Source organism: uncultured Senegalimassilia sp., from assembly GCF_934636665.1.
Taxonomy (GTDB): Bacteria; Actinomycetota; Coriobacteriia; order Coriobacteriales; family Eggerthellaceae; genus Senegalimassilia.
This window is the reverse complement of sequence record NZ_CAKUAT010000016.1, coordinates 1-16,722: the sequence shown is the minus strand read 5'-3', so window position 1 is coordinate 16,722 and position 16,722 is coordinate 1. Positions and strand designations below refer to the sequence as shown.

At 61.6% G+C, this 16,722-nt stretch carries 13 protein-coding genes; 6 read left to right on the top strand and 7 right to left on the bottom strand.

Going from position 1 to position 16,722, the window contains the following annotated elements; all coding sequences use genetic code 11:
• Positions 1 to 9 precede the first annotated feature (9 nt).
• Positions 10 to 903 (top strand): fumarate hydratase, encoded by an 894-nt coding sequence (locus tag Q0G75_RS07290; protein ID WP_294416847.1) that lies wholly within the window; start codon positions 10 to 12, stop codon positions 901 to 903.
• Positions 900 to 1,454 (top strand): FumA C-terminus/TtdB family hydratase beta subunit, encoded by a 555-nt coding sequence (locus tag Q0G75_RS07285; RefSeq protein ID WP_294416845.1) that lies wholly within the window; start codon positions 900 to 902, stop codon positions 1,452 to 1,454. Before Q0G75_RS07290 ends, Q0G75_RS07285 begins: the two co-directional genes overlap by 4 nt.
• Positions 1,455 to 1,814: 360 nt before the next feature.
• Here the strand turns inward: Q0G75_RS07285 and Q0G75_RS07280 are convergent, their stop codons facing one another.
• Both Q0G75_RS07280 and Q0G75_RS07275 read right to left on the bottom strand, forming a co-directional pair.
• Positions 1,815 to 2,354 (bottom strand): cytochrome c3 family protein, encoded by a 540-nt coding sequence (locus Q0G75_RS07280; RefSeq protein ID WP_294416842.1) that lies wholly within the window; start codon positions 2,352 to 2,354, stop codon positions 1,815 to 1,817.
• Positions 2,355 to 2,357: 3 nt separating this feature from the next.
• The gene (locus Q0G75_RS07275) at positions 2,358 to 4,109 is read right to left on the bottom strand and encodes an FAD-binding protein (RefSeq protein WP_294416840.1); all 1,752 of its coding nucleotides are present in this window, start codon (positions 4,107 to 4,109) and stop codon (positions 2,358 to 2,360) included.
• Between the two features lie 223 nt (positions 4,110 to 4,332).
• Between Q0G75_RS07275 and Q0G75_RS07270 the strand changes: the two genes are divergently transcribed.
• Positions 4,333 to 5,007: a TetR/AcrR family transcriptional regulator gene (locus Q0G75_RS07270; protein WP_294416838.1), complete on the top strand. Its 675-nt coding sequence runs from the start codon at positions 4,333 to 4,335 to the stop codon at positions 5,005 to 5,007.
• 190 nt (positions 5,008 to 5,197) lie between these two features.
• Here Q0G75_RS07270 and Q0G75_RS07265 read toward each other — a convergent pair whose 3' ends face one another.
• On the bottom strand, positions 5,198 to 7,777 hold the full coding sequence (locus Q0G75_RS07265) for a DNA topoisomerase I (RefSeq protein WP_294416836.1): 2,580 nt from the start codon (positions 7,775 to 7,777) through the stop codon (positions 5,198 to 5,200).
• Between the two features lie 457 nt (positions 7,778 to 8,234).
• On the opposite strand from Q0G75_RS07265, the gene Q0G75_RS07260 reads away from it, so the two are divergent.
• The gene (locus tag Q0G75_RS07260; protein WP_294416834.1) at positions 8,235 to 8,714 is read left to right on the top strand and encodes a hypothetical protein; all 480 of its coding nucleotides are present in this window, start codon (positions 8,235 to 8,237) and stop codon (positions 8,712 to 8,714) included.
• Positions 8,715 to 8,792: 78 nt separating this feature from the next.
• Here the strand turns inward: Q0G75_RS07260 and Q0G75_RS07255 are convergent, their stop codons facing one another.
• Positions 8,793 to 10,247 (bottom strand): DUF1385 domain-containing protein, encoded by a 1,455-nt coding sequence (locus Q0G75_RS07255; protein WP_294416832.1) that lies wholly within the window; start codon positions 10,245 to 10,247, stop codon positions 8,793 to 8,795.
• Positions 10,240 to 10,920, bottom strand: coding sequence for an FAD-dependent thymidylate synthase (gene thyX, locus Q0G75_RS07250; protein ID WP_294416831.1), 681 nt, complete (start codon positions 10,918 to 10,920; stop codon positions 10,240 to 10,242). Before thyX ends, Q0G75_RS07255 begins: the two co-directional genes overlap by 8 nt.
• Before the next feature lie 126 nt (positions 10,921 to 11,046).
• Here thyX and Q0G75_RS07245 point away from each other — a divergent pair, with 126 nt between their 5' ends.
• Positions 11,047 to 12,123 carry a methyltransferase domain-containing protein gene (locus Q0G75_RS07245; protein ID WP_294416829.1) on the top strand — a complete coding sequence of 359 codons (1,077 nt, stop codon included), beginning with the start codon at positions 11,047 to 11,049 and terminating at the stop codon, positions 12,121 to 12,123.
• 163 nt (positions 12,124 to 12,286) lie between these two features.
• On the opposite strand, the gene asnB is transcribed toward Q0G75_RS07245, so the two are convergent.
• Positions 12,287 to 14,257: an asparagine synthase (glutamine-hydrolyzing) gene (asnB, locus tag Q0G75_RS07240; protein ID WP_294416826.1), complete on the bottom strand. Its 1,971-nt coding sequence runs from the start codon at positions 14,255 to 14,257 to the stop codon at positions 12,287 to 12,289.
• A gap of 178 nt (positions 14,258 to 14,435) precedes the next feature.
• On the opposite strand from asnB, the gene Q0G75_RS07235 reads away from it, so the two are divergent.
• Positions 14,436 to 15,734 (top strand): hypothetical protein, encoded by a 1,299-nt coding sequence (locus Q0G75_RS07235; protein WP_294416824.1) that lies wholly within the window; start codon positions 14,436 to 14,438, stop codon positions 15,732 to 15,734.
• Between the two features lie 105 nt (positions 15,735 to 15,839).
• On the opposite strand, the gene map is transcribed toward Q0G75_RS07235, so the two are convergent.
• On the bottom strand, positions 15,840 to 16,613 hold the full coding sequence (map, locus tag Q0G75_RS07230) for a type I methionyl aminopeptidase (protein ID WP_294416864.1): 774 nt from the start codon (positions 16,611 to 16,613) through the stop codon (positions 15,840 to 15,842).
• Between the last annotated feature and the right edge of the window lie 109 nt (positions 16,614 to 16,722).

Below are 16,722 nucleotides of genomic sequence, written 5' to 3'. Positions count from 1 at the left end.
AGGAACAACGTGGAAGACGAGAACATGCCCGCGGCGCAGCCCGGTGCGCTCACCGCCGACGCCGTGGCCGACGCCGTGTACCGCGCCGTGCGCCGCTGCGCCACGCACCTGCGCCCCGACGTGCTTGCCGCCATGCAGGCGGCGCGCGCGGACGAAACGCAGCCGCGTGCGCAGTCCGTGCTGGACTGCTTGCTGGAAAACGCCCGCATCGGGCAGGAGGACGGCGTGCCCATCTGCCAGGACACCGGCACCTGCTGGGTGCGCCTGGAGGTCGGCGAGGAGCTGCTCATCCCCGGCAACATCCTGTCGGGCGTCAACGACGCCGTGGCGCGCGCCTATACCGACGGCCGCCTGCGCATGAGCGTCGTGACCGACGCGCTGCTCGACCGCACCAACACCGGCGACAACACCCCCGCCTTCGCCGAGATCGCCCTGCGCCCCGGCCGCGGCGCCACGCTGCACGTGCTGCTCAAGGGCGGCGGCTCGGACAATGCAAGCCGCGTGGTCATGCTCGCGCCCGGCGCCGGCTGGGAGGGCGTGAAGAAGGTCGTGCTCGACTGCGTGCGCGAGAAGGCCGCCAACGCCTGCCCGCCGCTCATCGTGGGCGTGGGCGTGGGTGCCACGTTCGACAAGGTGGCGGGCCTGGCCAAGCACGCGCTGCTGCGCGAGGTGGGAACCCCCGCCGCAAACCCGCAGGCCGCCGAGCGCGAGGCCGAGCTGCTTGCCGCCATCAACGCCACGGGCATCGGACCGGCGGCCCTCGGCGGCGGCGCGACCGCCTTGGCCGTGCATCTGGAAACCGCGCCGTGCCACATCGCCGCGCTGCCTGTAGCAGTGAACATGGGCTGCTCGGCCATGCGCAGCGCATCCATCGAGCTGATCGATTGGGGTGAGGGGAAATGAGCGAACCCGTACGTTTGAACCTACCGCTGGACAAGTCCCAGCTGGCGAACCTGAAAGCTGGCCAGGAAGTGCGCCTGACCGGCCCCTGCTACACCATGCGAGACGCCGGCCACGCCCGTGCGCTCGAAGCGCTCGAGCAAACCGGCGAGCTGCCGTTCGCGCTGGCCGGGCAGACGCTGTTCTACGCCGGCCCCACCCCCGCCGCTGCCGGCCGCCCGCTTGGCAGCGTGGGCCCCACCACGGCAAGCCGCATGGACTTCGCCACGCCCCAGCTTATGCAGGCCGGCATCGCAGCGTGCATCGGCAAGGGCAAGCGCAACCAGGCCGTCATCGACGCCTGCGTTGAAAACGGCGGCGTATACTTCGCGGCGGTCGGCGGCATCGCCGCGCTGCTGGCCAAGCACGTCACCGCAAGCGAAACCGTGGCCTGGGACGACCTTGGCACCGAGGCGCTGCGTCGCCTCGAGCTTGACGACTTCCCTGTGTTCGTAGCCGTCGACACCTGTGGCCGCGACCTCTACCGCGCCATCGAGAACGGCGAGCAACTGTAGCGCCCCTCATTCCGCGGCGCACATGAGTCAACCCCTCCGGAAGGTTTTGACTCACTAACTTTCCGCGGCGCGCAAAATGCGCACCGCGGAAAACGCGATACGTTTGTGTTTTAACGAGGCCAGCCCACCTAAGCCGTTCCACACCAAGCTCCTGGCCTGGGTAAATACGAACCACCAATCAGGCTCTACTTCGGAAGCGCACATTAAAACACAAACATATCGCGTTTTGCCCTCGACGAGAGCGAAACGTTGCCTCGCTTGCTGCATCACCCACCCCACAACCCGAAAGGCGACGCCCCGTTTGGGACGCCGCCTTTCGTTATGCGCCGCTATAGGCGCTTGCCGACTGTCGAGTGCAGCTTAGTTGTTGCCGCGCATCGTCTGGCCACCGTTGGGATGGCACTGACCGCAGGTGTCGACCTGGGCAGCATGGCCTTTGTGGCACTCGTTACAGTTCAAATTGCCATGCGGGCTTTGATGCGGGTTGTACTCGCCCAAATCCGCCGTCTGTTTTGCCAGCTCCTCGTAGGAACCGCCATGGCAGGACAGGCACTTGTCGTTGTCGATGTAGTAGCGATCGGCCAGGCCCAGGTTGTCCGTGTCGCCAGCCAGCTGCGACTGCAGCTCGGCCACCTGCACGTCAAGCTCGGCGGTGTGGCAGTCCAGACACGTCGTGCCCTCGTGCTGACCGTGCCATGCGGCGAGGCCCGCGCCGTTCGATTCGTCGGTACCCTCGTAGTTCGCCAAGTGGTTGCCCATGGAATCATGGCACACCGTGCCACAGAAGCTCGGCGTGTTATGCCATGCCCAACCGCCGCAGCATGCGATGATCAGCACCGCGGCGACAACGCCCACCACGATAGGCCAGCGCTTCTTGCCGGAATTCTTGTTCTCTGCCATCGATTACTTCACCCCCTGCGCAGCGGTCTGACCAGCCACATAGCCGAACGTGACGCAACGGCCGACCGACGGACCGAAAATATGACGCGGATAGTTACCGGAGAAGAAACCGCCCGAAGCACCACCGGCCGCAAACAGGCCCTCGATCGGCTTATTGTCGTAGTCCAGCACGTTGCAGTTGTAGTCAACGACCAGACCGGACACCGTAGCCAAAATGGAAGACTGATGCTTCACGGCATAGTAGGTATCGCCCTCGATCTTGGTGGCCTTCTCCATAGGACGATTGAAGTCTTCGTCCTTCTTGTTGTCGCAGAACGTATTGAAGCGAGCGACTTCGGACTCCAACGTATCGGCAGGCACACCCATCATGCCAGCAAGTTCTTTCAGGCTAGAAGCCTTGAAACCCCAGCCCTTGTCGATAAACGGTTGGAACGCAGCTTCAACCTTTTCCTTGTCCTTACCCACCTGAGTGGAAGACGCCACGCGCCATGTGTCGGTACCGTAGTGCGCCTGCGCCGTGATGGAATTGGAGCGCGCCTGGAACGGCAATCCCTCGCTGCAGAAACGACGGCCTTGCTCGTTAATCATGATGCCACCCACGATGGTGCGAATGCCCAAGCACGCCGAATAGAATGCTTCAGGGCTACCGTAGTCGAAATTCATAATAGCTGCCGGAAGCGGATCCATTTGGCCGCCCACGGCAAGGCCCATCAGCTGGCCGTCGCCCGTTGTGCCCTCGTTGGGGCACCAGCTTGCGCACGCAGCGATATCCTCGGCACGGCACCATGCCTTGAGCATGGCAGGGTTTGCGTCGAAGCCACCCGTAGCCACGATGACGCCCTTGGAAGCATTTACGCGGAAATATCCGTCAGCGTCTTTCAAGATGGCTCCCGTCACGCGCCCGTTGTCGCCCTCGCGGATAAGCTGCACACCAGCAACGTTGTAACGCAAATCGGCGTTCGGACGCTTGCTGAACGTATTTGCCAGATCGGCGACGATGTAAATGCCGGCGCCGCCGGCGTTAGACGTGGTCTTCTCACTCCACAGCTCACTCTTAAAGGCAATCTCCGTTTGCGGCACCTCAAAGTTATGCGCGCTGGGGTTTCCCTTCTTGAAGTACGTCTGGATCTTGCCTTCGCCCTCGTCGAACTTTTCCTGCAGCCAGTCTGCCGCTTCGCCAGAACGATCAGCCCACAGCTTAATGGGATCGATCGGCACGCGATAGTACGCAGCATGACGCATGCGGTCCATCATCTCGGCCTTATCGACGTTGTTGCCGGCCTCTTCCATCTTTTTGCCGCCAACGACGCCCATACCCTCGAACATGCCACGACCGACGTTCATCTTCTCGACGCACAAAACCTTTGTTTTGCCGTCGTCGGATGCCGCAACGGCCGCAACGGAGCCCGTCAGCCCGCAGCCGATGACCAGCACATCCGTCTCTTCGGTGCGCAGAATCTCAGACGCAGGAATATCACGCAGCTCAAACGCCACGTTGCCCTGACGAACGATGCCACTGTCCGCGTCCACTACCGGAATACTGCGCGTCTTCACCGGAAATACGTCAGTATAGACGCTTTCGTTGAAGTCGCCGCAGCCGCCCTTGTTTTCCACCGTCACGCCGGCGGCCTTCGCCTCGCCGGAGCAGCCGGTCAGGCCGAAAGCGCCCGTAGCCGCAGCAGCGCCGATCAGGCTAATACCTGCAGCGCGCATAAAGCCGCGGCGGGACATCCCGCTTTCTGCTCGCTCTGCCATCTTCCCTCCCTAATGTTCTGATTCAGCAAGCGAATCTACCGCTTGCCCCCTTCTCCACTCCGTTCGTACACTGTACGGAGTACAACAGTCTTGTATCGTACACTGTACGGATTAGCTTTTCAAGCATTCTTTATGGGCAATTTCGACAGTGCGAGGAGAAACCTTCGAGCTTGCTTTATATTCTTTCAGTCGAATAGCAAGCAACGATTGCAGGCAGATCACCGTGACCAAGAAACATCAGAAGCGCGGGGCACATGCCTTTTCCCAAGAAGAAGTGGTAAACGCCGCATTCCGCATGATTGACGAACGAGGATATGAAAAGTTCAGCATCCGCGCCCTCGCCGACGAACTCGGCATCGGCACCATGAGCGTCTACACCTACGTTCCCTCGAAAAAGCAGCTGCTGTTTCTCGTACTTGCAAAAATGCGCCAAAACATCGATAACAAGCCCATTCCCGGCGAATATTGGGAGGATTCCTTGCACCGCATTTGCGGCTCGATTCGCGAAAACTCGCTCAAGCATGCGCGTGTGCGCTTCATGCAAATGCAAACGCAAATCGCTTGGCCCATGGAACACAACCGCAATACTTACCTACTTCACACTGACCAGGGCATTCCTCGAGGGGTCTACGATTCCATGTGGAGCACCATGCGGGCGTATCTTTCCGGCTTTATTGACCGCGAGGTCACGGAATTATGCACTCAACAAGCAAATGGCGACGATCCGTTCGGCAATGGCGACTGGGCGGCAATCCGCAGCGACTCTAGCGGCGCAGAACGTTTCCACCAAGGGCTCGACATCATCATCGACGGCACCAAAAACATCGCAGGGGCCGAAAGCTGGAGGAGCTGGCGCACGCCCGAAAACCCCGAAACCTGGAAATGGGGCAAGGAGTAGCACATGACTTCGGGCACGCCGCCCACGCCAATTGCCGCGTCATTTTCTTACCCGCAAAAGTTAGTGAGTCGAAACGATACGGAGGTTTTGACTCACTATGCAAGAAGGCGGCACCCCCGCTTCGGGTGCCGCCTTCTTCACTTTGCAGGCGCTTATTGCTAGCTTACGCTACTCGACTTTCGTGCTTGTGCTACTCGGTCTTTTTCGCCGTTTTCTTCGCGGCGGTTTTCTTTGCTGCGGGCTTTTTCGCAGCCGTCTTCTTTGCCGGCGCTTTTTTGCCCGCCGCCTTCGCCTCTTTTGCAGCCGCCTTTTTCTCGGCCTCGATCTCCTTGCCCGGGCAGCTGAAGTTCGGGCACAGCTTCCATGGGCCGCGCGCGGTCGTGACGATGACCATGGGCGCACCGCAGTGCTCGCAAACCTCGTCGGTGGCCGTGATGGCGCCGTACTGCGGAAGCGGGTAACCCACGCCGCACTCGTCATAGTTCTCGCAGCGGATGAAGCGCTTCAGGGTACGCGGGTTCTTCTGCGCGATGAGCTTGGCCTTCTTGCCGGCCTCGGCGCACTTCGGGCACTCGCCCACCACCACGTCGGGTTCCTTGTTCGTCTCGCAGTTCGGGTCGATGCACAACGTGCGCGGTTTGGAACGGAACGCCGTCACCTTCACCTGGGGCATGCCGCACGTCGGGCACGGGTCGGGCAGAGACTCCACCTTGCCCTTCGGCAGCGGATAGGTGACGTCGCAATCCGGCCAGCCGGCGCAGCCGATGAACATGCCGCGCGTCTTTTGCGAAACGCGGATCTGCAAGTCCTTGCCGCATTTGGGGCATTTGCCCACGTAGGCGTCGGCCGCCACGGCATCGGCCAGGGCGTCTTTGACCTCTTCGGAATGCGGCAGCAGGTTTGCCAGCTGCTCGGAGAGCAGATTGCGGCTGTTGGTGACCACCGCGTCTTTGGTGTTGCGGCCCTCGGCGATGTTGTCCATCTCCTCTTCCAGCTCTGCCGTCATCTGTGGATGAGTGATGTGCGGGGCGAACTTGTCAAGGGCGTCGCAAACCGCCATGCCCAGCTGGCTGGGCTCGATGGGGTCGTTCTGGATGTACTTCACCGTGTACAGACGCTCGATGATGCTGTGGCGCGTGGACTTCGTGCCCAGGCCCAGCTTCTCCATCTCCTGGATCAGCTTGCCCTGGCTGTAGCGCGCCGGCGGCTCGGTCTGCTTCTTGGTGCACTCGGCGCCGTTGAAGGCGACCTCTTGCCCCTCGCTCATGGCAGGCAGCTGCTCGTCCTTCTTCATGCCGTACGGGTAGATGGCGCGATAGCCCGGCGTCACCAGCACGTCGCCCTTGGCCGCGAAATGCTCGCCGCCCACTTCAAGCGTGACCTTCGTGCCCTCCACCACGGCCGCATCCGACAGCGTTGCCAGGAATCGGCGCGCGATGAGGTTGTACAGCTTGTAATCGGCCGGAGCCAGGTCGTCGGGCGTGGCCTTGGCCGTAGGATAGATAGGCGGATGGTCGGTGGTCTCCTTCTTGCCGCGCGTGGCGTGCAGCTCGCCGGCGGAGAGCAGCTGCTGGCAATACGGGGCGTACGCCGGGTTGCCCGAGATGGTCTTCACCACTTCGGCCAGGTCGAGCGAGCTAGGATACACCGTGTTGTCGACACGCGGGTAAGAGATGTAGCCGTCCATGTACAGGCTTTCGGCGATGCGCATGGTGCGCGCCGGCGAAAGGCCCTCTGCCGAGGCCGCGGCCATAAGGCTGGTAGTGTTGAACGGCACGGGCGGCTGCTGCTTGCGCGTGCGCTTCTCCACCGCCGCCACCGTGGCGCTTGCCGCGCCGGCCACAGCGGCCATGGCGGCCTTCGCCGCCGCCTCGTCCTTGAAGCGGGCCGTGGAGTGCGGCGCCGTGAAGGCAAGCTCGCCGTCGCCGGCGGTGGGACCGGCGGTCGCGGCGGCATCGAAGGTGCCCTTGATCACCCAGTAGTCCTCGGGGATGAACGCCAGGCGCTCGCGCTCGCGCGCCACGATCAGCGCCAGCGTGGGCGTCTGCACGCGGCCGGAGCTGCGCACGTTTCCGTAGCCGGCGAACTTCACGAGCGTAAGATAGCGCGTAAGCACCGCGCCCCAGATCAGGTCGATGTCCTGGCGGGATGCGCCGGCCGAGGCCAGGTTCGTGTCAAGCTCCACCAGGTTGGAGAACGCGTGCGTGATCTCCTCTTTCGTGAAAGCGCTGTAACGGGCGCGGGAAACCGGCGCCGTGGGATTGACCTCCTGGATGCACGACAGGGCATCGGAGCCGATCAGCTCGCCCTCGCGGTCGAAGTCGGTTGCGATGACGATGGAATCCGCCTTCTTCGCCAGGTTCTTCAGGCTGCGGATAATCTCCTTCTCCTTCGGGAGCTTCTCGATGGGCGCATAAATCAGATACGGCAAGGCGTCCATCTTCCACGCCTTCAGCTCAACGCCGTCCTCGATGAAGGGCTTCTTCTTTTTGAACGGCGGGCGCGCCAAGCTTGCGGGCAGCTGCGCCGGAATAGCCTCGCCCTCCGCGGTGACGCCGCGCCAGCCGCCGCGCTTCTTATATATAAGAGTAGGCGTGAAATCGGGCTCTAAGATATGGCCGCGCAGGCCGATGGTCACCCATTCCTCGCCATCCACCTCGAACCGATACACCGGCGTGGAATACACCTTGTCAGCCTTGGGCTTTTTCACGCCCAGCAACGCCGCGATCTTCGTCGCCGCGTCGTTCTTCTCGGTCACCACCAGCTTCATGCGGCACCCTCCTTGCCTGCTCCGGCCGCCCTTGCGGCCCTATCGTTCACACGGTTGCCCCATTCGTAGTTTTACGTGTGCGGGGATAGTAGCGCCGCGCGGCGAAACGTCGCGGGCGGCGCAGGGGGTACTATACACGATTGACGGCGAAGATGAGCTTGCGATTCTGCGCGAGCCGCCCGCACGCGCCCCGAACGACGCAAAACCGGCCGCCTTATACACGACGATACCGCGAAATTGCAGAATGCGTGTTGATTTCGTCGGCGGCGCGCGAAGGAACCGCGATGGTTTCGAGAACCTTGGTCCCCGCTGCCCGCCTTCGCGTAACCTTAGCATCAAGGAGCCGTCGAACCGCCGCATCTTCGCAGCGCAATAGCCGCATCACAGCATCACCGACGGCATCCTGCCCGTACGTAGCAACATGGAGGCCGCCCATCGGGCGGAAAGGGAGCGTCGCATGGTACGAAAAGCACTGGGAGTTTGCCTTGGGAGCATTCTGGTCGTTTGCGTTGGCATAGGCTGCGCAAGCGCGTTATTGCCCGCCACATCCACCGCAGCCCCGGTTGCCAACGCAGCAAGCAGCGTGAAGACCACCGCCATGAACTCCGCTATCGATGCATCGGGCGTCAAAGACGCCGTTTCCGATGCGCTTCTGGCCCACACCTGGGACATCGCCAACGCCACGGGCATCTCGTCCTCGCAAGTGCAAACCTGCATCGAGAACCTCGACATCAAGGATTGGCAGGTTGCCGACCTTCCCGCCAACGCCGTGCCCGCCAACACCGTATCCGGTTCCGCTGCGGGCGTCCCCGCCACGCTCACCACGTACAACACCCCCGGTTACGTCACGGTAAGCGCTTACGGCCAAAGCATCGACCTTGCCGTCCCGGCCGCCGCGCAGCAATATCTACCGCTCATCGCCTGCGCGAACCAATAGACGCAACATGAAGAAGAAAGGCGGCTTGCGATCCCCTCGCAAGCCGCCTTTCTTCTTCGCTTATGTAACCAGCTAAGCCTACGCTTGAGCGCTTCTAGCCGCGGCAGCGGCCTTCGCCGCCTCAAGCTCCTCACGCTCGAGCACCTGCTGCATGGCGGCGATGGCGCACTCGAGCATGCCATCATCAGGCTCGTTAGTGGTCAGATACTGCATCTGCATGCCCGGCCACAGTACCACCTTCACCAGCGGGTTTTCCGGATGGCTGCCCGCCCAGCGCACGGTGATCTCGTAGCTGATGCCCGCGATCACCGGCATCAACGCGATGCGTGCCGCGATGACGAGCGCCAGCTTCGGGGCGCCATCGGGCACGCCCCACGCCGAGATAAGCGCATTGAGCGGCGTGACGGTGTACACCAAAATGGCGATGATCATCACCATGATCAGAAACGCCGTGCCGCAGCGCACGTGCAGGCGAGGGAACTGCCGCGCATTTTCCGGGGTGAGCGGCAGCCCATGCTCGTAGCAGTGGATGGTCTTATGCTCGGCGCCGTGATACCCAAACATGCGCTTGATATCGCTCATGCGCCCGATCAGCCAAATGTAGAACACGAACACGGCCACGCGCAAAAGGCCGTCCACGATGTTCCAGGCCAGTGTATGCGCATCGTACTCGCCCACCAGCAGGTTCGTGATGAACGCAGGCGCCACGATGAACAGCACCACGCCCATGACCAGGCCCAGCACCATGGAAAACGCCATCTCCTTCTTGCCGAACACCGCATCGCCGTCGGATTTCGGCGAAGAAGCGCTCGCGGCCGCAGCGGAAGCGCCATCAGCCGAGGTCGGCTCGGAAACCACCTCCAGCGAACGCTGAGCGCCCAAGGCGTCGATCATGGTGTCGGGGCGGCCGAAATCATCCTTCCAGGAGAACGCGGCATCTGCAGGCGTAGGCGCGGACACGGGAGCTTCGCCATCAGGGTTGCAAGCGGACAAATGCGCTGGCGACTCCACATCGGCATCGCCGACAAGCGGATGCGACGAAGCGGCGCCTACGCCCGCCGCGTCCTCCGCCACCGAAGGTTCAAAGACCGCCTTCTCCTCAGCGTGCTTGCCGGACCCGGAAGCTTCCGCCTGCCGCATCGAAGCTGCAGCCTTCGCAGCGATTCCGTCGGAACCGGTCACCTTCGCCCGCTGCACGAGCGCCGAATCGGCCTCGTCTTCCTCATCCTCGCTGAACGCATGGAGCGCGGCGATCTCGAGCGCCTTGTATCCCAACACCAGCGATTCCACCATGGCACGACATCCGCGAACGCATGGCCAATACATCCAGCCGTTCTTCGCTCGGCCGCTTGCCAGGTCATGGGATTCCTCGTACACGCCGCCATCCGGCTCGCGCACGCCCACGGCCCAGTTGTACTTGCCGCGCATCATCACGCCCTCGAGCAGCGCCTGGCCGCCCACGTGCGTCTTGCGCGCGCCATCCTCGGAAAACGCGCGGGAAAGGTCGCTCTTCGGTTTCGCCACGTTACTCACGCGTGACTTTCGGATACGGGTTTCCGCAGGTCATCTTACCTTCCGGGCACGCACCGCGCACGCAGGGGGCGCCGGCATCGGCAAAGATGAACGGAGCCGTGGGACGCGCCAGCTCCAGCATGCGGTGCGCCATATCGCGGATCTCCCACTGAGCGCGGTTACAGCAGCGCAGGCTGAAGAAGTGCAGCAGCTCGCGAACGTTCATGGTGATGACGATCTTGCTCTCCGCAGCGTTGGGCAGCAGATAGCGCGCGTCCTCGGCGGGCACGCCCGCCTCGAGCAGCGCATGGTAGGCATCCACTGCTGCCTGAATGGCTTTGTCGAACGCCTCGGATGCCTCGGTGTTGCCCGCGATGCTCTCGGGTTTCACCACCGCAACCTCGCCCGTGAACTTCACGTAACGCTGGCTTTGCTGATTGAAGCTGGCGATGCGATGACGCACGAGCTGATGCGTAAGCGCTCGCGACACGCCGTCGACGGCGAACGTATAGCTTGCATGCTCAAGAGTGCTGAAATGCCCCGAGGACATGATGGTGGTGAGCACGCTCTTGATGCGCTCGGGCGGCATGGTCTCCATCAGCTCGGCGGCGCCTACAGGCGCGTAGCACAGGCGCGCAGCCGTGGCGATGGCACGCTCCGGATCAGGGGTGTGGTAGAGCAGCTCTACATGCATGGTATGCTCCTTATCTGAGAACGATTGCCCGTCCGTCGCTTAGGCGGGCGCGCAATCGGATACTATGGTTATACGTGCTAACGAATATATCGGCTGCACAGCCGTTTCATGGAAGGGATGCTCAAAATGGCCGGAAACAACACGCCCGAACCCGCTTCGTCCTTCAAGCAGACGAGGTGCTCCCAACTTGACCTCACGGGCACATCCACCGACCAAACGGACGGCAGCCGACTCGACCGAACCCCGGCATCCACCAAGTCATTCGGCTCAAACGCCGCGGCCGACAAGATCAACGTCGAATCCGCCATCGACGCGCAGCCCTTCACCCCGATCCTCACCACCACCGATTGGAACGCGGAATGGATGGCCCTGCAACAGGCGCGTCGCAAGGCCGACGACCCCTCCTACTGGGATTCCCGCTCTCACACCTTCCCCACCAGCACCGAACCCAGCGCTTACGCACGACGTTTCATCGAGCTGGCGGATATCCGGCCCCGGGAAACCGTGTTCGATATGGGATGCGGCACCGGGGCGCTTGCCGTGCCGCTTGGGCTTGCCGGCCACAAGGTGGTTGCCGCCGACTTCTCGCGCGGCATGCTTGGCCGCATGTCGGAAGCGCTTAAGCAGGCCAATGTCCACACGGTCTTCCCCATGCAGCTGAGCTGGGAGGAAGATTGGGCGGCTAAGGGCGTACGCCCGGGCATGGTGGACGTGTGCACCGCCTCCCGCAGCATCGCCACCGCCAACCTGCGCGATAGCTTGCTGCGCCTAACCGACATCGCGCGTCGGCGCGTATGCATCACGCTGACCACCGGCTCAAGCCCTCGCACCGACGAGCGCATCATGGCCGAGCTGGGGCTTAAGGATGCGCTGTGCCCCGACTACCTGTACGCCATCAACATCCTGGCCGCAGAAGGAATCCTCCCCCAGGTCGACTTCATCCGCTCCGAACGCAACGACACCTTCGACACTCCCGAGCAGGCTGCGGAAAGCCTGCGCCGCATGATCGACGGGGCCGCCGGCGCCGTCGTCGGCGAACGACAGCGTCAAGCCGCCTACGTGCGCCTGCACGCCTGGCTCAACGACAACCTCGTGCCCAACGAGCACGCCGGATCGCCCGATGGCCACGGCGGCGTGCAAAAGGCGCTGCGCCTACGCAACCCCCGCGTGATCACCTGGGCCTTCATCGCCTGGGAAAAGTAGCCTCATGCAAAACAAACGGCCGCGGAACCATCCGCGGCCGTTTCTCGTTTCCCTATGCAGGCGAGATCAAGCAAACCGTCACCCGGACACTTTGGGGACGTAGCCTTATCTGTCCGTTCGCGACGGAAAACCCACACGCCTACGCACTCATGCACAAACCCGTTTACGCCACCTGCGTCTTCGGGGCGTACTGCTTCGACGTCTCGCCGAAAAACACCTCGTACCAGCACAGGAAGCAGTACACGTTCCAGATGCGCATCATCTTGAGCTTGGAGCGGCCTTCCTGCGTGCTGAAGTCGGCGCTACGGTGGTCGTCAAGCATCTTCATCAGGTAGTCCACGTTGAAGAACTCGTGCGCTGCGGGGCTGGTGAACGCCTCTTTGATGCGCTCGTAGTACAGGTCGGTCTGCAGCCACACGGTCAGCGGCGTAATGAACGGCTGCTTCGGCATATCGGCCACCTTCTGCGGGAAGCCCAAGTGGGCGGCCGCACGGCGCAGCGCGTACTTCGAGTGCTCGTCGGTGACGCGGCAATCGGTGGGCAGCTGCAGCGCCACGTCGAGCACCTTCTTGTCCAGGAAGGGAACGCGCAGCTCGAGGGAGTGCGCCATGGACATGCGGTCGGCCTTCAGGCAGATGTCGTAGGGCATATAGGAGACCATGTCCACGTACTGCGTCTGCGTGATCACGTCGCCGCCGCCTGTCTGCACCGCGGCCTCGTCGAAGTGCGGCTTGCACCATTCCCACGGCTTGCACGGGCCGTTGTAGCCCTTCAGCACGTTGGGGACCTCGTCCCACATGTAGTTCATGCACGCGCGCTGATAGCTCTTCTCCGGGCCGCCCGAACCGCGCATGGCGAAGTGACGCCCATGGAACGGCGGCAGCATCTGAGCGACCGCGCCGCCGGCCGCGCGCAGCGCACGGGGCACCTTGAAGTACTTGGAGAACTCGTACTGGTCGTGATAGATCCAGTAGCCGCCGAACAGCTCGTCGGCGCCCTCGCCGGACTGCACCACCTTCACCTCTTTAGAAGCAAGCTGGCTGACGAAGTACAGCGGGATGGCCGACGGTGCACCGAGCGGCTCGTCCATGTGGTACTGCTCAGTGGGAACGATGTCCAAGAACTCCTTGGCCGTGACCTGCACGTCTTTGTTGGAAAGCCCCGCCCACTCGGCGAACTCGCGCGCATCCTTCAGCTCGTCCAGCTTGATCTTGAAGCCGGCGTTCTCAGCCTTGTCGCGCTGCTCCTCGCTGCCGGTGATGTCATAACCCACGGAGAATGTCTTCACACCCTCGTCGTGATGCTGGCCCATGCAGTACGCGGCCAGCGAGCTGTCAATGCCGCCGGACAGGAAGCTGCCGATCTCCACGTCGGCGATCTCATGGGCGCGCACGCTCTCGTCGAACGTATCCTTGATGATGTCGGCCCATTCCTCAAGGCCCTTGGAACGGTCGATCTTGTAGGTGATCTTGTAGAAGCACTCGATGGTGGCCTTGCCGTCCTTGAGCACCATGAAATGACCGGGCGTCATCTTATGGACGTCCTTGAACATGGTCTGCGAGTCGTTCATGTACTCGAAGCACAGGTACTGCGGCAGCGCCTCGCGGTTCAACTCCTTCTTGAAACGCGGGTGCGCCAGGAAGGACTTGATTTCGCTGCCCCAAATCAGACGGCGGCCCTCATGCTGGTAGTACAGCGGCTTGATGCCGAAGATATCGCGCGCCAGCACCAGCTGCTTTTCCTTGGCATCCCAGATGGCGATGGCAAACATGCCGCGCAGGCGCTCGAACACGCCCGTGCCCCAGGCCTCATAGCCATGCACGACGGTCTCGGTGTCGCCGTTGGTCTTGAACTGGTAGCCCATGCCCTCAAGCTCGGCACGCAGCTCCTGGAAGTTGTAGATCTCGCCGTTGAACGTGACGGTCACGCTGCCATCAGCGTTCTGCATGGGCTGGTGGCTGCCCTCAAGGTCGATGATGGACAGGCGGCGAAAGCCCATAGCCACATCATCGTTTACGAAAAAGCCCTCATCATCAGGGCCGCGATGGATAATGCGATCCGCCATATCCTTGACGATGGCGCGATTGACGCCCTCATCGAAATCAACGGCGGTGAATCCCACGAATCCGCACATGCTTTGGAAAGCTCCTTTTCTTACAGGTTCGCCGACCGGCGTTTTGCATTCGCCCATCATACGCCACCGGCTCGCCCTATGGGCACTTTCCACGAAACGCGCGTCACGCCTACGCGCGGCTACCGGCGTGTGCGATAATGCAAGGCTGCATACGTTATCGGGTCTCAAAGGAGATTTCATGACCGCAAACGTCGACCCCGCACCTATCACCTGCACCGAAGATGTTGCGCGCCTGCTGCAACCGGTGGTGGTAGGCGGCGATATCCTTGCCTACAGCTACGTGCGCGAACTGCATCGCGCCTTCGGTATCGAAAGCACCATCGTGCTTGCCACGCAAAACATCAAGATGCTCTCCGAAAGCCGTTTCACCGACTATCGTTTGGAGCCGCATATCCACGAGCAGGAGGGCCTTTACAACGCGCTCGAGCGCATCGCGAAGGAGGTCCACGGCGCGCATCCGGAGAAGACGCTGATCATCTTGGGTTGCGACGACTGCCATGCCCGCATGCTCTCGCAGGGCAAGCAGCGCCTGCAGGACCTTGGCTACGTGGTTCCCTACATCGATTTCCCCCTGCTCGACGATATCACGCAAAAGCGCCGCTTCTACGAGATCTGCGAGGAGCTCGACATCCCGTTCCCGAAAACCTGGTACTTCGACTGCGGCAACGGCCCCGACGAGCTTCCCGTCAGCGAGTTCCCTTACCCGCTTATCGCCAAGCCTTCCAACTCGGCCCAGTTCCAAGATGCCGAGCCCACCATCGAAGGCTGGCGAAAGATTTACGAGATCGAAAGCCCCGAAGAGCTTGCGCAGGTTTGGCGCAGCATCCGCACGTCGGACTACAACAACCTGCTGGTGCTGCAGGACTTCATCCCCGGCGGCGACGACGCCATCCGCACGCTTACCACGTTCTCGGACGCTTCCGGAAACATGCGCGTAGTGGCAGGCGGCGTGGTCTGCCTGCAGGACCACGACCCCACCGCGCTTGGCAACCCGCTGTGCATCATGGGCGAGCGCGAGGAGGCCATCATTTCGTGCGCTAAGCGCTTCCTGTCGCATGTGGGCTATCGCGGCTTCGCCAACTTCGACATCAAGTACGACAGCCGCGACGGCAGCTTCCGCTTCTTCGAGGTGAACACGCGCTGCGGGCGCAACACCTACTACATGAGCCTTGGCGGACAGAACTTCGTCGAGTTGATCGTGCGCGAGTTCGTCATGGGCCAGCCGGTGGAGTATCACGAGGCCTATAACCCGTTCTTGTACTGCTGCGTACCCGCCTATGTGCTCAAGCGCAGCATGGACAACCAGGAGCGCCTTGCTCAGGCCCTGAAGGCTCTGAAGGCCACCGATGAGCCCTACCCGTTGCACTACGCACCCGATTCCTTCAAACACAACATGTGGGCGAAGATCATGCACCTGAACCAGATTCGCAAGTTCAAGCGCTTCTACTGGGACACAAACGGAAAGCAGCTGAAGTAGAAGGCCCTTGCCAATTGTCCTCTCGTAATGCTAAAAAAAGGGCGGGCGTGCAGCGTGTATACGCGCTGCACGCCCGCCCTTTGCTATACATACCTTAAGGTCGTGTTACAGAGGACGCCTATGGTCTGGTTCGGTGGTGAGAATCACGGGGCCGGCTTCGGTGATGGCGACCATCTTCTCGAAGTGCGCGCTGGGCTTGCCATCGCGCGTGCTGACCAGCCATCCATCCTTGCCCTGAAGCACTTTTCTGGTTCCCATATTGATCATAGGCTCGATAGCCAGTACCATGCCAACCTGCAGCTTCAAGCCAAAATGCCTATGTCCATAGTTTGGGACGTTCGGCTCTTCATGCATGCTTCTGCCAACGCCATGGCCAACATACTCACGAACTACGCCGAAGCCGGCATTCTCGGCAATCGATTGCACAGCATGGCCGATATCGCCCAAATGGTTACCCGCGACGGCGCAATCCAAACCAGCCCACATGCATTCCTCGGTAACCTTGAGGAGCTTTCGTTTTTGCTCGGAGATCTTCCCAACCGCGAACGTCCAGGCATTATCCCCAACCCAACCATCAACGGTTGCACCGGTATCGACGCTGAGGATATCGCCGTCCCGAAGCACAACTTTTTTCGAGGGAATGCCATGAACGATTTGCTCGTTTACCGATGCGCAGATCGTCCCAGGAAATCCACCGTAGCCTTTGAAAGCCGGGATTCCCCCGTGCTCGCGAATATAGGTTTCGGCGAACTCATCAAGCTCCAAAGTAGAGACACCGGGCTTTACCAACTCCCCTACCTTGCGCAACACCTCGGCGGAAAGCTGCCCTGCAGCCTTCATAGCCTCAATCTCACCCGGAGACTTCAAGATAACCGACATAACCAATGCTCCTAACCCAATAGCTTCATCAACTGCAATCTGCAATCTGCAATCTGCAATCTGCAATCTGCAATCTGCAATCTGCAATCTGCAATCTGCAATCTGCAAT

Excerpts from the sequence above, each read along its gene's own strand:
- Q0G75_RS07285 (WP_294416845.1), top strand. The coding sequence starts at position 900 with ATGAGCGAACCCGTACGTTTGAACCTACCGCTGGACAAGTCCCAGCTG.
- Q0G75_RS07280 (WP_294416842.1), bottom strand. The coding sequence starts at position 2,354 with ATGGCAGAGAACAAGAATTCCGGCAAGAAGCGCTGGCCTATCGTGGTG.
- Q0G75_RS07275 (WP_294416840.1), bottom strand. The coding sequence starts at position 4,109 with ATGGCAGAGCGAGCAGAAAGCGGGATGTCCCGCCGCGGCTTTATGCGC.
- Q0G75_RS07265 (WP_294416836.1), bottom strand. The coding sequence starts at position 7,777 with ATGAAGCTGGTGGTGACCGAGAAGAACGACGCGGCGACGAAGATCGCG.
- Q0G75_RS07260 (WP_294416834.1), top strand. The coding sequence starts at position 8,235 with ATGGTACGAAAAGCACTGGGAGTTTGCCTTGGGAGCATTCTGGTCGTT.
- thyX (WP_294416831.1), bottom strand. The coding sequence starts at position 10,920 with ATGCATGTAGAGCTGCTCTACCACACCCCTGATCCGGAGCGTGCCATC.
- Q0G75_RS07245 (WP_294416829.1), top strand. The coding sequence starts at position 11,047 with ATGGCCGGAAACAACACGCCCGAACCCGCTTCGTCCTTCAAGCAGACG.
- asnB (WP_294416826.1), bottom strand. The coding sequence starts at position 14,257 with ATGTGCGGATTCGTGGGATTCACCGCCGTTGATTTCGATGAGGGCGTC.
- Q0G75_RS07235 (WP_294416824.1), top strand. The coding sequence starts at position 14,436 with ATGACCGCAAACGTCGACCCCGCACCTATCACCTGCACCGAAGATGTT.
- map (WP_294416864.1), bottom strand. The coding sequence starts at position 16,613 with ATGTCGGTTATCTTGAAGTCTCCGGGTGAGATTGAGGCTATGAAGGCT.